The 14,180-nt window shown below is 65.9% G+C and carries 12 protein-coding genes; 8 read left to right on the forward strand and 4 right to left on the reverse strand.

Annotated elements, in window-relative coordinates; translation table 11 throughout:
- Window position 1 precedes the first annotated feature (1 nt).
- The gene (locus ACVIJ6_RS09940) at window positions 2-1,405 is read right to left on the reverse strand and encodes an MFS transporter (protein WP_456772572.1); all 1,404 of its coding nucleotides are present in this window, start codon (window positions 1,403-1,405) and stop codon (window positions 2-4) included.
- 100 nt (window positions 1,406-1,505) lie between these two features.
- Here ACVIJ6_RS09940 and ggt point away from each other — a divergent pair, with 100 nt between their 5' ends.
- Both ggt and ACVIJ6_RS09950 read left to right on the forward strand, forming a co-directional pair.
- Window positions 1,506-3,275: a gamma-glutamyltransferase gene (gene ggt / locus ACVIJ6_RS09945; RefSeq protein WP_456772573.1), complete on the forward strand. Its 1,770-nt coding sequence runs from the start codon at window positions 1,506-1,508 to the stop codon at window positions 3,273-3,275.
- Window positions 3,276-3,519: 244 nt separating this feature from the next.
- Entirely contained in the window at window positions 3,520-4,926 is a 1,407-nt protein-coding gene (locus tag ACVIJ6_RS09950) for a serine hydrolase domain-containing protein (protein WP_456772574.1), read from the forward strand.
- A 4-nt stretch (window positions 4,927-4,930) separates the two neighbouring features.
- On the opposite strand, the gene ACVIJ6_RS09955 is transcribed toward ACVIJ6_RS09950, so the two are convergent.
- Window positions 4,931-5,596 (reverse strand): glutathione S-transferase family protein, encoded by a 666-nt coding sequence (locus ACVIJ6_RS09955; protein WP_456772575.1) that lies wholly within the window; start codon window positions 5,594-5,596, stop codon window positions 4,931-4,933.
- Between the two features lie 167 nt (window positions 5,597-5,763).
- Between ACVIJ6_RS09955 and ACVIJ6_RS09960 the strand changes: the two genes are divergently transcribed.
- From ACVIJ6_RS09960 to panE, 5 genes are all read left to right on the forward strand, one after another.
- Entirely contained in the window at window positions 5,764-6,336 is a 573-nt protein-coding gene (locus ACVIJ6_RS09960) for a DUF2239 family protein (protein ID WP_456776951.1), read from the forward strand.
- Window positions 6,337-6,440: 104 nt separating this feature from the next.
- Window positions 6,441-7,787 (forward strand): MATE family efflux transporter, encoded by a 1,347-nt coding sequence (locus ACVIJ6_RS09965; RefSeq protein ID WP_456772576.1) that lies wholly within the window; start codon window positions 6,441-6,443, stop codon window positions 7,785-7,787.
- A 106-nt stretch (window positions 7,788-7,893) separates the two neighbouring features.
- Entirely contained in the window at window positions 7,894-8,502 is a 609-nt protein-coding gene (locus ACVIJ6_RS09970) for a DsbA family protein (protein ID WP_456772577.1), read from the forward strand.
- Between the two features lie 72 nt (window positions 8,503-8,574).
- Entirely contained in the window at window positions 8,575-9,312 is a 738-nt protein-coding gene (locus tag ACVIJ6_RS09975) for an SDR family oxidoreductase (protein ID WP_456772578.1), read from the forward strand.
- A 117-nt stretch (window positions 9,313-9,429) separates the two neighbouring features.
- A complete protein-coding gene (panE, locus tag ACVIJ6_RS09980; protein WP_456772579.1) occupies window positions 9,430-10,353 on the forward strand; it encodes a 2-dehydropantoate 2-reductase in 924 nt (307 codons plus the stop codon).
- Window positions 10,354-10,417: 64 nt separating this feature from the next.
- Here panE and ACVIJ6_RS09985 read toward each other — a convergent pair whose 3' ends face one another.
- Together ACVIJ6_RS09985 and ACVIJ6_RS09990 are read right to left on the reverse strand one after the other, a co-directional pair.
- Window positions 10,418-10,999 (reverse strand): c-type cytochrome, encoded by a 582-nt coding sequence (locus ACVIJ6_RS09985; protein ID WP_456772580.1) that lies wholly within the window; start codon window positions 10,997-10,999, stop codon window positions 10,418-10,420.
- Between the two features lie 143 nt (window positions 11,000-11,142).
- Complete coding sequence (locus tag ACVIJ6_RS09990; protein WP_012040657.1) at window positions 11,143-12,420, reverse strand: PQQ-dependent sugar dehydrogenase; 1,278 nt, start codon at window positions 12,418-12,420, stop codon at window positions 11,143-11,145.
- A gap of 336 nt (window positions 12,421-12,756) precedes the next feature.
- Between ACVIJ6_RS09990 and ACVIJ6_RS09995 the strand changes: the two genes are divergently transcribed.
- Window positions 12,757-14,103 carry an amidase gene (locus ACVIJ6_RS09995; protein ID WP_456772581.1) on the forward strand — a complete coding sequence of 449 codons (1,347 nt, stop codon included), beginning with the start codon at window positions 12,757-12,759 and terminating at the stop codon, window positions 14,101-14,103.
- Window positions 14,104-14,180: the final 77 nt, after the last annotated feature.

Genomic DNA, 14,180 nt, shown 5'->3' on the forward strand with positions numbered 1-14,180 from the left:
GTCAAGCCCGCGCATGACCATGGGCGTTGACCCGCGCCAGCAGCAGCAGCCCTGCGGCGAAGAACAGCACGAGCACAGCCATGCCGGCCTTCTGGCTCGCAGTAAGCGCGGTGATGGTGCCGATCAGCAGCGGGCCGATGAAGGATGTCACCTTGCCCGTGAGCGCGAACAGGCCGAAATATTGCGCGACCTGATCCCGCGGCACCATCCGGATCAGCAGCGAGCGTGACGCCGCCTGCAGCGGCGCGCCGCAGGCGCCGATGATGCAGCCGAGCAGCAGATAGGCGCGCTCCGGCAGCGACGCGAACAGCGGGCCGCCGGGCGCCGCCGGCGTCACCGGAATGAACAGAATCGAATCGCGGCTCACCAGCAGGATCGCAATGATCGCGAGCAGCAACAGCGTCATGCTGCCGGCGATGACGCGCTTCGGCCCGAGCCGGTCGTCAAGCTTGCCGCCGAGCCAGCCGCCCAGCGTGCCGGCCGCCGCGAGTATGATGCCGAAGGTGCCGATCTGGATCGTGTTCCAGCCGAACGTGCCCGCGGCATAGATGCCGCCGAAGGCGAACAGCGACACGAGGCCATCAGTGTAGATCATGTTGGCGATGAGAAAGAGCGCGATGTCGCGCTGCTGCGGCAGGCTGCGCAACGTCGCCTGCAATTGACCGAGGCCCTCGCGCATCGCGGCGCCGAGCCGGTGCCGCGCCGGATAGTCCGGTGTGAACAGAAACATCGGCAGCACGAACACGATGAACCAGAGTCCCGTGAGCGGACCGGAGATGCGATCGCCCTCATGCGTCACCGGATCGAGACCGAACAGCGGCTTCAGTCCGAACAGGGTGCGGCCGCTGTCGGGATTGGCGGCGAGGAAGCCGAGTACGAGGATAAGCGAGACAATGCCGCCGATATAGCCGGTGGCCCAGCCGGTGCCCGAGAGGCGGCCGATGCGCTCGGGCGGCACCAGGGTCGGCATCATCGCATTGTTGAATACGGTTGCGAATTCGACGCCGATGGTGGCGAGCACATAGGCTGCGAGCAGCGGGACGATCAGCTGCGGTGCGCCGGGGCGGCCGATCCACATCAGGCAGGAGCCGACCACGAGCATCGCGCCGAACGCCGCGATCCACGGCTTGCGCCGGCCGGTGGCATCGGCGATGGCGCCGAACACCGGCGACAGCAGCGCGATCACGATGCCGGCGGCGGCGGTGGCAAAGCCCCATAAGGCCTGTCCGCTCGCCGCGTCGGACGCGACATGGGCGGCGAAATAAGGCGCAAACACGAAGGTGGTGATCAGCGTGAAATAAGGCTGCGCCGCCCAATCGAAGAAGATCCAGCTGACGACGGCGGCGCGCCGCGGATAGACCCGCTGCTGGGCCGCATCTGACGTCTCGATGGTGGTAACAGCCATTGCAAAGTCCTTTGCGATCACGGCATCGCGTTTTACGCCGACGACGCGGCCCTATAACATCTGATGATCCCGGACGGATGTCAGCGACGGCAGAATCTCGATGCGCACGTTCACGTTTGATCGACGACGTTTCCTTTCGCGGCTGGCATCGGCGGCCGGCGTCACGCTGCTGCTGGCCGGCGGCGTGCCGGCGCGAGCCTTCGACCCGCAAGGCGTCGATATCCCGCAACCGCCTGGCGTCGCCGCGCCGGCGCAACCACCGGCGCATGGCATGGTGGTGGCGCAGGAGCGGATCGCGGCACAGGTCGGCGAGCGCATCCTCGCCCTCGGCGGCAACGCGATCGATGCCGCGGTCGCCACCGGCTTTGCGATGGCGGTGACCTACCCGGTCGCCGGCAATATCGGCGGCGGCGGCTTCATGGTCATCCATCTCGCCGCCAGTCATGAGGACGTCGCCATCGACTATCGCGAGACCGGGCCAGCCGCGATGACGCGCGACAGCTTCCTCGGCGCCGACGGCAAGCCTGACAATGCCAAGTCGCGAGATTCGGCGCTCTCGATCGGCGTGCCCGGATCGGTGGCGGGACTGTCGCTGGCGCTGGAGAAATACGGCTCGGGCAAATTCACTTTGGCCCAATTGCTTCATCCGGCCATCGCGCTGGCGCGCGAGGGCATCCCCGTCGCCGATGACGTCGCCGTCACGCTGCCGATGATGGCGCCGCGGCTGGCGAAGTGGACATCCTCGGCGGCGATCTTCATGCGGCCCGATGGCACCGCGCTCAAGGAAGGCGACCGGCTGGTCCAGCGCGATCTCGCCACCACGCTGACCGCGATCGCCGAGCAGGGACCACGCGGCTTCTACGAAGGACCGGTCGCCGACAAGCTCGCCAAGGCGATACAGGATGCCGGCGGCATCATGACGACGGACGATCTGAAGTCCTATCAGCCGGTGCTGCGCACGCCGGTGCGTGGCTCCTATCGCGGCCATGAGATCGTCTCGATGCCGCTGCCGTCCTCCGGCGGCACCGTGCTCGTCGAGATGCTGAACATCCTGGAGGGTTTTCCGCTGGCCGAGCTCAAGCAGGGCTCCCCGGCATCGTTGCATCTGCTGATCGAGGCGATGAAGCGGGCCTATGCGGATCGCGCCCGCTATCTCGGCGACCCCGCCTTCGTCGATGCGCCGGTGCGCGCGATGCTGTCCAAGGACTATGCGGCGCGTCAGCGCGTCAGCATCGATCCGATGCGCGCCACCAGCGCCGGCGACGTGCTCAACATCAAGCCGCTGCGCGAGGGCAGCAACACCACGCATTTCTCGGTGGTCGACAATGACGGCAACGCCGTCAGCAACACTTACACGCTGAACTTTCCATACGGCGTCGGCCTCGTCGCCGCGGGCACCGGCGTGCTGCTCAACAATGAGCTCGACGACTTTACCGCGGCACCCGGCGCCGCCAACGCCTTCGGCCTGGTCGGCTTCGAGGCCAATCTGCCCGGTCCGGGCAAGCGGCCGCTGTCGTCGATGTCGCCGACCATCGTGCTGAAGGACGGCCAACCGGTGCTGGTAACGGGCTCGCCGGGCGGCAGCCGTATCATCTCGACCGTGCTGCAGGTGATCGTGAATGTGCTCGATTATCGGCTGGACGTCCGCGAGGCTGTCAATGCGCCCCGCCTGCACCATCAATGGATGCCGGACGAGGTGCGTGTCGAAAAGGGCTTTGCCGACGACGTGCTCGCCGATCTGCGCGCGCGAGGCCACCGGATCGAGGAACCGATGGGGCGGACGTCGGCCAACTCGATCCTGGTCACGCCCGCGGGACTGATCGGCGCGCCGGATCCACGCAGCAAGGGGGCAGCCGCCGCAGGACGTTAGATCATGATGTCTTGGAACGATCGGTCTCGATCGTGTCGCACCATGATCTGCCGTTCGCGCGCGGAACCAGCTTCGGCGGAAGGTGCGAGGCGAGCCTGGCAGCCAGAATGAGGCAGCAGGACGATTTGCCGCCGTCTGGCGCACCCTTTCAGCCGTTCGCGCCGTTGGCGTGCCGGCCCGGGCGGGCTAGAAGAAGTCCAGGGCGCAGCGAGGGCACGCCCGCGAGGCGACGTCGGACGTTGTGGTGCATTTGCGAAGATTCGTAGTCGGTCTGCTGGTGCTTGTGGGCCTGCTGGTGGCAGGCTGGCTCACCTATCGGCCCGATCGTGCATTACGGTCCGCGACGACGGCAGTCGCCCAGATGGTCTGCGCCAAGACCTTCGTGTCCGGCCTGGACCCGCAAACCACATTTGCCGAAACGATGGAGAGACCGGGCCTGCGTCGCCTGCGCGCCGTCATGCGCTATCGGGTCGAGCGGGACACGCGGATCGTCGATGCCTCGCTGCTCGGCCTGCATGTCAGCCGGGCCTCCTACCATGACGGTCTCGGCTGTGTGTCGCTGCAGGGCCAGAAGCCACCTTACGTGCCGCACAGCAATGTCGGGGCGCTGCGCGCGGCCGCGCCTGCGCCGGACCTGCCGGACATTGCCGCAGCCGATCCGGTCGAGCCTGCTGACGCCGGCCTGAGGGCGGCGCTCGATCACGCCTTCGAGGAGCCTGCGAGCCCGCCACTCCGGCGCACCAAGGCGGTCGTCGTCATTAAGGACGGCCGGCTGATCGCCGAACGCTACGCCGCGACGATCGGCGTCGACACGCCGCTGATCGGCTTCTCGATGACCAAGACGGTCACCAATGCCCTGCTCGGTATTCTCACCCGGCAGGGCAGGCTCAACCCACGAATGCCGGCACCGGTCGCAGAGTGGCTCGCCGCGGCGGACGGCCGGCACGCCATCACACTCGAGCAGCTGATGCGGATGACCAGCGGGCTGGCGCTGGACGAGACCAATTCAGGCTTCGATCCATCGAGCCAGATGGAGATCCACCGCGACATGGCGGCGTTTGCGGTGCACGCCCCGCTGATCGCGCCGCCCGGGCAGCGCTGGGCCTATTCAAGCGCCTCGACCCAGATCCTGGCCCGTATCATTCGCGACGCCACCGGCGGACCGGAGCAGACCATCGAGTTCGCGTGGCGCGAGCTGTTCGGCCCGCTCGGCATGCGCAGCGCGACGCTGCAATATGACGGCACCGGAACGATGCAGGGCTACGCCAACATGTTGGCGAGCGCGCGCGACTGGGCGAAGCTCGGGCTGCTCTATCTCGGCGACGGGGTGGTCGGCGACCGACGCATTCTCCCGGAAGGCTGGGTCGCGATGTCCGCCAAGGCGACGCTGGACACCGACTATGGCGCGGGCCTTTGGACCAACCGCAGCCAGCATGTCCACGCGCTCGGACGCGCCAAGCAGGGTATCCCGGCGGACGCGTTCTTCGCCTTCGGCCTGCTCGGCCAGCGGCTCGTGATCATGCCGAGCCAGCGCATGGTGGTGGTCCGCCTCGGCGATTCCCTCGATCCGGACGGCGACATCAGAGGCGTCGCCCGGCTGGTCCGCGAGGTGATTGCGGCGACCGAGTCGCCGGCGACCGCCGCTAAATAGCCTCTCAGCGGCCGACCTCGTAGGGGCCGCCCTTCTCCAGCGCGATCTTATAGGCCGGCCGCGCTTCGATGCGGGCCAGGAAGTCCATCGCGCGGGGATGACCGTGCTCCAGCCCGCCGCGCGACGCCGCGGCCTGCAGCGGGAAGCTCATCTGGATGTCCGCCGCGGTGAACTGATCGCCGGCGAACCATTCGCTCTTCTGCAGTTCGCTCTCCCAGAACGCCATGTGCTGCTTCAGCTGCGGGTTGACCAGCGTGGTGAGCGCCTGGTTCGACACTTTGCGCACCAGCGGACGCAGCAGCGCAGGGGCACGCTTGGGCATGATATTGAACAGCAGCTTCAGCAGCAGCAGCGGCATCGCCGAGCCCTCGGCGTAATGCAGCCAATAGGAATAGCGCAAGCGCTCCGGCGTCTTCGGCGGCGGAATCAGCCGGCCATTGCCGTAGGTGTCGATCAGATATTCGACGATGGCGCCGGATTCGGCGACCGTGTTGCCATTGTCGGTGATGACCGGCGACTTGCCGAGCGGATGAATGGCGCGCAGCTCCTTCGGCGCGCGCATGTCGGGCTGGCGCTCGTAGCGGATGATTTCATAGGGCACGCCGAGCTCCTCGAGCAGCCAGAGCACACGTTGCGAGCGGGAATTGTTGAGATGATGAACGGTCAGCATGAGGTCCCCGAAAGACGGATCGCGGAAGCAGGCGGCGTTCCGTAGCAGGGCCCGATGACTTCGGCGAGCGGCAGGGCTCGCATCCGCTCGAATAAAATACCCGGGTAATATTGACGTTTATTTTCATCCGGGTAATATTGGCTGCACATGCAGGGAATCGTAAGCATATGGATACCTATACGGCCTTCGGCGGCCACACCCGGATCACGACCGGCCCGCTGGTCAAGGTGGCGCTCGTGCTCAAGCACGCTGCTCCGACAGACGCGCCGGTCGTGATCTTCAGCGACCGCACCGGACAACCGATCGATCTGGATCTGCGGGGCAGTGACCGCGAGATTCTGGCCCGGCTGCCGAGCGAAGCCGGCTCTGCGGCCACGGAGCAGCCGACCGAGCCGCGCGGACGCGGCCGGCCGAAGCTTGGCGTCGTCGCGCGCGAGGTGACCTTGCTGCCCCAGCATTGGGAATGGCTGAACGCGCAGCCGGGCGGCGCTTCGATCGCATTGCGGAAGCTGGTCCACGACGCCCGGCGCGCCAGCGGCGACACCGATCGCGCCCGTGCGGCGCGCGATGCGGCCTATCATTTCATGTCGGGGATCGGCAGCCATCTGCCTGAGTTTGAGGAGGCGTCACGGGCGCTGTTCGCCGGCGATCTCGCGCGCCTGGCTGCGCTGATCGCGACCTGGCCCGCCGACATCCGCGACCATGTGGTCGCGCTCGCCAACCGCCACCGCGGCGAGTAAGCCGACCAGCGACGTCGATGCCCGCCATTCGCGGCAGGCTCTGGTTTTACTTCCTTCAACGCGACTGCCGATCCGAGCATGACGGCGGTCGACGGAAACATGCCGTGTCCGCTCCCGCTCCGCTTCGCAAGCCGTTCCTGATGTTTCTCACGCCGATGATGCTGAGCAACATCCTGCAATCGCTATTCGGCACCATCAACAACGTCTATCTCGGCCAGATGATCGGGGTGGACGCGCTCGCCGCAGTCTCGGTGTTCTTTCCCGCGATGTTCTTCTTCGTGGCCTTTGTCATGGGGCTCGGCTCCGGCGCCAGCATCCTGATCGGCCAGGCCTGGGGCGCCAAGGAGCCCGCGAAGGTCAAGGCGATCGCGGGCACGACGATGACCATCACATTGCTGCTCGCCGCGCTGATCGCGGTCGGCGGCCTGTTCAGCCGCGACTTGCTGAGCGCGCTCGCCACGCCCGCCAACATCCTCGATGCCGCGGCGGGCTATGCCCGCATCATGATGATCACGATGCCGTTGACCTTCGCCTATATCCTGCTGTCGTCGCAGATGCGCGCGGTCGGCGACACCGTGACGCCGCTCGCTGCACTGGCTGCATCCACCTTGCTCGGCCTGGTGCTGACACCGATCTTCATCCGCGGCTGGCTCGGCGCGCCGCAGCTCGGCGTCGCGAGCGCGGCCTGGGCCTCGGCGATCTCGACCTTGGTGACGCTCGGCGGACTGCATCTTCATCTGCTCCGGCGCAAGCACCCGCTGGCGATCGATGCGGCCTTTCTGCGCGGCATGCGGCCCGATCCGAAGCTGCTGCGCATGGTGCTGCGGCTCGGCATTCCCGCAGCGATCGGCATGATCGTGATGTCCCTGGCCGAGATGGTGCTGATCGGCCTCGTGAACGGCTTCGGCTCGGACGCGACCGCCGCCTATGGCGCGGTCAACCAGGTGCTGGGTTATGTGCAGTTTCCGGCGCTGTCGATCGCCATCTCGGTCTCGATCTTCGGCGCCCAGGCGATTGGCCGCGGCAGCCCGGAGCAGATCGGCCGCATCGTGCGCACCGGAGTGGAGATGAATGTGGTGCTGACCGGCGGCCTGGTCGCGCTGGGCTATCTGTTCTCGCGCACGCTGATGGGATTCTTCATCACCGATCCTGCCGTGATCGAGGTCGCGCAGCGCTCGCTGCACATCGTGCTGTGGAGCTCGGTTCTGTTTGGCATGTCCACGACTTTCTCGGCGGCGATGCGCGCCGGCGGGACGGTGTGGATACCGTTGGCGATTTCCGCGTTCTCGATCGCGGCCATCGAGGTACCCGCGGCAACCTGGCTCAGCCGCAGCATCGGCCTCGACGGCGTCTGGCTCGCTTATCCGGTCACGTTCACCGCGATGATGATGCTGCAGATGAGCTATTACCTCCTGGTCTGGCGCAAGCGGACGGTGCGCCGATTGCTCTGACACAGGCCGGAACATCCCGCCGCGTGCAATATGACACTCATCATAAAGCCCTGGACGCGATTGGCGCCTTCGATCACAATGCGAAAAACACGCGAGGAGACTGCCTGTGAGCCGACCAACACCCGAGTTCCTGTTCGATTTCGGCAGCCCGAACGCCTATCTCAGCCATGAAGCGATCCCGGCGATCGAGCAACGCATCGGCGTCCGGTTCTCTTATATCCCTGTGCTGCTCGGCGGCATCTTCAAGGCGACCAACAACAAGTCGCCGGCCGAGTCGCTCGCCGGCATCAAGAACAAAAGCGAATTCCACGAGATCGAGACGCAACGCTTCGTCAAACGCTATCAGGTCCAGCCCTGGGTCCGGAATCCGCATTTCCCGGTCAACACGCTGAACCTGATGCGCGCGGCCGTCGCCGCCCAGCTCGAAGGCGTGTTCGAGGCCTATGTCGACGCGGCGTTCCACCATATGTGGCGCGAGCCCAAGAAGATGGACGATCCGGAGATCGCCATCGCGGCGATCACATCCTCGGGTCTCGACGGCGCGAAACTTTTCGCGCGTGCCCAGGAGCCTGAGGTCAAGGCAAAGCTGGTCGAGAACACGCATGCCGCGGTCGAACGCGGCGCGTTCGGCTCGCCGACCTTCTTCGTCGGCACGGAAATGTTCTTCGGCAAGGAGCAGCTGCGTGACGTCGAGGAGATGATCCTCGGACATTGATCTCTATTGCCGCCAGCGAGGCGGCGCGATCCAGAGCCGAGGAGGAGACGAAGAGCTGAACGGAGACGACCCATGCAGCAGCGCAACGCCACCGTCGCCGTGATCGGCGCTGGTGATTACATCGGCGCCGAGATCGTCAAGAAGTTCGCTTCTGAAGGCTTCACGGTGTTCGCCGGCCGTCGCAATGGCGACAAGCTTGCGCCGCTGGTGGCCGAGGTCGAAGCTGCCGGCGGCCGGATCGTGGCGCGGTCGCTGGATGCGCGCAAGGAAGAGGAGACCACCGCCTTCCTCAACGACGCCGACAGGCAAGCACCGCTGGAGGTCGTCATCTTCAACGTCGGCGCCAACGTCAATTTTCCGATTCTGGAGACGACCGACCGCGTGTTCCGCAAGGTCTGGGAGATGGCGTGCTGGGCCGGCTTCGTCACCGGACGCGAGGCCGCCCGGCTGATGCTGCCGCGCGGCGGCGGCAAGATCTTCTTCACCGGCGCCACGGCCTCGCTGCGTGGCGGCTCCGGCTTTGCCGCCTTTGCATCGGCGAAGTTCGGCCTGCGCGCGGTGGCGCAATCCATGGCCCGCGAGCTGATGCCGCAGAACATCCATGTCGCGCATCTGATCATCGATTCCGGCGTCGACACCGCCTGGGTGCGCGAGCGCCGCGTCCAGTTCTGGGGCAAGGAGGCGTTGGACAATCCTGACCTGCTGATGCCGCCCGCCTCGGTCGCCGGCGCCTATTGGCAGCTCTACCAGCAGCCCAGGACGGCGTGGACCTTCGAAATGGAGATCCGGCCATTTGGTGAGAAATGGTAGGGGCGAATAGAATGGCACGGCGAGTAGCGAATAGGGAATGGAGGGCATCCCTATTCGCTACTCGCCATTCGCCATTGGCTTCTGCATGATGCGCCTCGCTCAAAGAGGGATCCACACATGCGCATTCTCGTCGTCGGCGCCGGTGCCATCGGCGGATATTTCGGCGGCCGGCTGCTGCAGTCCGGTGCTGACGTCACCTTCCTGGTCCGGCCGGGCCGCGCCGCCGAGCTCGCCAGTGCCGGGCTCGTGATTCGCAGCCCCGCTGGTGACGCGACCGTGCCCAACCCACCGACGGTGCAGGCGGACAGCCTCAAGCAGCCTTTCGACGTCGTGCTGCTGAGCTGCAAGGCCTACGACCTGGATGATGCGATCGCGTCGTTCGCGCCCGCGGTGGGTCCTCACACCAGCATCATTCCGCTGCTCAACGGCATGAAGCATCTCGACGTGCTGGATGCGAAATTCGGACGCGAGCGGGTGCTCGGCGGACTCTGCGCGATCGCGGCGACCTTGAACGAACGCCGCGAGGTGGTGCAGCTGCAGCCGATGCAGTCCCTGACCTTAGGCGAGCGCGACGGCGGATCGTCGGATCGCATTCGCGCGATCTCCGAGGTTTTCGCGCGCGGCAATTTCAATGCCTCGGCCAGCGACCACATCATGCAGGACATGTGGGAGAAGTGGGTGTTCCTCGCCTCGCTGGCAGCGTCCACGACGCTGATGCGGGCGCCGGTCGGCGTGATCCTGACCGCGCCGGGCGGCAAGGACTTCCTGCTCGGCATGCTCGACGAATGCAGCGCCACGGCGGCGGCCGCCGGCTACGCGCCGGCCGGTGCGTTCTTCCAGCGCGTCTCCGGGATGATCACCGCCGAGGGATCACCGATGACCGCCTCGATGTTCCGCGACCTCCGCGCCGGCCTGCCGGTCGAGGCCGATCACGTGATCGGCGATCTCGTTGCCCGCGCCGATGCCGCCAAGGTGCCGGTGCCGCGGCTGCGCATCTCCTACACGCAGCTGAAGGTGTACGAGGCGCAGCGGGGCCAATAGCTGCGATCCTACGCCTCGCGCGGGAGCGACCGCGACGACAGCTGATGGTGTGGCGAGGCCCCGACTACAAATGCGCCAGATAATGCGCCAGCGCCGTGATCTCCTCGGCGCTGAGGGGATAGGCGACATCGGTCATCGCGGCCTGGCTGCCGCCGACGCGCTGGCCGCTCTTGTAGTCGTGCAGCGCCTTGACCAGATATTCCTCGCGCTGGCCGGCAAGCCGCGCGACGCCCTTGGTGCCGGCATAACTGTCGAGATGGCAGGAGGCGCAGCGGCGGCCGGCGGCGGCTTCGGCGCCCTTCCTGGAGAGGTCCGGGTCATTGTCAGGCGGCGCCTTGGCCGGCGTCAGCGAAGCGAAATAGGCGCCGAGATTGCGGATGTCCTCGTTGGTGAGCTGATCGACAATCGGCTTCATCGCCTCGTTCTTGCGGGTGCCTGCGCGAAAGAACACCAGCTGCCATTGGATGAACTGATCCTGCTGGCCGGCCAGTGAAGGAATGTTCTCGGTCTGCGAGATGCCGTTCTCGCCGTGACAGCCGGCGCAGAGCTCCGCCTTGGCCTTTCCGGCTTCGAGATCGGCCGCCTGAACGGACACGCTCATCAGGGCCAGGGCCAGCGCTCCTGCGGCGGCAACACCATGACGCATTTCGAATCCTCCGAATGGCCCGCTTCGTCTGCGCGGACGGAACCTGGTTTCCGCGCAACGCGCCGCGATCAACGCAGCGAACCGAAAATAGTTGGGGCTGCGGCCGCCATCATGGCAGCGCGCAGCCCCCTCAGGTCAAAAGCTCACTTCTTCTCGTAGCTGATGCGATAGATCGCGCCGGCCCAATCGTCCGCCACCAGGATCGAGCCGTCCTTGGCGAGGATGATGTCGTCGGGACGGCCGAGATAGCCCTGATCACCCTCGATCCAGCCGGAGGCGAACACCTCCTGCTTGGCATCCTTGCCGTCGGGGCCGACGATCACGCGCATGATCCGGGCGCCCTGGTACTTGTGCCGGTTCCAGGAGCCGTGCTCGGCGATGAGAATGTTGTTCTTGTACTCTGCGGGGAACTGGTCCCCGGTGTAGAACTTCATACCGAGCGGCGCGACGTGGGCACCAAGGTTCAGCACCGGCGGCGTGAATTCCGAGCATTTGTGGCCCATCGCAAATTTCGGATCCGGCATGTCACCCTGGTGACAATAGGGATAGCCGAAATGCTCGCCGATCTTCGAGATCATGTTGAGCTTGTCGCTCGGCAGGTCGTCGCTGACCCAATCGCGCGCATTCTCGGTGAACCAATAGCGGCCGGTGCGCGGATCGACGTCGCCGCCGACGCTGTTGCGCACGCCAAGCGCCCAGATCTCGGCATTGCCGGTGCGCGGATCGACGCGGCGGATCTGCGACACGGATGTCGGCGGAATGCCGATATTGAAGGGCGGTCCGAACGGAATATAGAACCAGCCCTCTTTGTCGACCGCGATGTATTTCCAGCCATGCGCCGCATAAGAGGGCATGTCGTCATAGACCACCTTGCCCTGGCCGAGATTGTCGAGATTTGCTTCGGCATTCTCATATTTGATCAGCTTGTCGACGGCGATGACGTAGAGATTGCCGTCCTGGAAGGCGAGGCCGGTCGGCATGTTCAGGCCCTTGAGGACCGTCTTGACCTCGCGCTTGCCGCCCTTGTCGCTGATCGCATAGACGTTGCCGAGACCGAATGAGCCAACGAAGAGCGTGCCCTTGTCGCCCCACGCCATCTGCCGCGCAGCCAGCACGCCCGAGGCCCAAACTTCCATCTTGAAACCGTCCGGCAGCTTGACCTGCTTGACGATCTTGGCAAGCTCAGCGTCCGACGCGCCGGTCGGCGGACCGGACGGCGGCGCCAGCCCCTTCTGCGCCTCGGTCTCGTCGCCGAGGAACCAGTCATCCGGCGGATGCGTCCAGAACTCCTTGGTGCCGGATTCGTATTTCTTCAGACCCTTACCCTGGTCGGATTGCTGCTGCGCGCCGGCGATGCTGGTGCCGGCGAGAAGGCCAATTGTAGCAAGCGCAAGAATGCTTCGGTGAAAAGCCGATGTCATCGCTTCACTCCCATGAGGCAGCTCGGATGGCCGCGTCTACTTATCGGACCGAATTTGAAGACGTCCTTTGGCCGGCCACATCGGTGGTCCGACACGAAAATGGTAGCACATCCTGAGCGCGTGAGAAGCGGATTACGGCCCAGCTCGCGCGAGGCTGACGGCGCGCCGCAGCACGCGAACTTCGCAAGCCGACATGCGCTGTATTCATATGTACCGATCGGCAGCGCGATTGGCGCGAGATCGAACAGCCTATAGGATCGGAACACATCAGCGAAGGGCTGCGACCGTTCACCGCGCGGCAAAGAGCAAAGAGATGTCTCGAAAACAGGACCGTCGATGTCAGATGCGTTCATTCTGCCGCCACCGCAGGCGGGCGCCGGCGTCCTCGATTTGTTGCGGCAATTCGCAGCCGATCCGCCGGCAGCGGCGAGCTATGGTGCAGACTGCCTGAAGCGCACCGAGGCGATCGAGCCGCGGCTGAGGGCGTTCGAATATCTGCCGAAGGATGTGTCCGCGAAAAGTGGTCCGCTCGGCGGAATTCCGGTTGCCGTCAAGGACATCATCGCCACCTCGGACATGCCGACGAGCAATGGCTCGCCGATCTATCGGGATCATGTGCCGGCCGCGGATGCCTGGGTGGTCGCGCGGCTGCGCGATCTCGGTGCAACGATTTTCGGCAAGACCGTCTCGACGGAATTCGCCTGGCGTCATCCCGGGCCGACGGTCAATCCAAGGAACCCGGCGCATACCCCCGGCGGCTCATCCTCGGGCTCGGCGGCGGCCGTCGCAGCGGGGCTGGTGCCGCTGGCCTTGGGCACGCAGACCCTGGGATCGGTCATCCGCCCGGCGGCCTTCAACGGCGTCGTCGGCTTCAAGCCGAGCTTCGGCGCGATCCCGCGCGTCGGCGTCCATCCGCTCAGCCCGTCGCTGGATCATGTCGGCTTCTTCGCCCGCCGTGTCGACGATGTCGCGCTGGCACTGTCGCTGCTGGCGGGACGCAGCGACGATGATCTCCACGGCCGCCCATTGCCCGGTTTTACCGTCGACATCGCCCACGGCCTTCGTCCGTTCGCCAATCCACGGCTCGCGGTCGTGCGCTTTGCCAAATGGGAGCGCGCCGAGCCTGAGCAGAAGGCGGTGTTCGAGGCTGCCGTCGAGCGACTGCGCAACGCCGGCGCGGTGGTCGAGGAGATCGCCTTGCCCGCACTCGATGCGGCGCATTGGGATGCGATCAACACGATCATGCTGAGCGAGGCGACGACGATCTTCTCCGATCTGATCGCGCGCTTCCCCGACCGCGTCAGCGACGTGATGAAGACGCATGTCGCGAGCGGGCGGGGCAAGACGGCGATGGAATATCTGACGGCCAAGGCGGCGCAGGCCGAACGGCAGCACGCGCTCGCCACCGAGCTCGGCGGTTTCGATGCCGTGCTCACCTTGCCGGCCTTCGGCGAAGCCCCGCACGGCCTCGACTGGACCGGCGACGCCGAATATTGCGCTCCCTGGACGTTCGTCGGCGCGCCGGCGGTGTCGCTGCCGGCCGGATTCGGCCGGCACGGCCTGCCGCTGGGCGTGCAGATCGCCGGCGTCTATCGCAACGACCTCCATGTCCTGCGCGTCGCAAAATGGGCCGAGGCGGCGCTGGCCTTCGATCCCGGCCTGCCACTGCTGGCGCGTCACTAAAGCACGCCTGCTTCAGAACAAGCACTGCCATCGGCCGGAGCCGCCGTCTGCGGCAAAGCCCAGTGGCGGGTTTTCAA

This window comes from Bradyrhizobium sp. USDA 4369, from assembly GCF_054056435.1.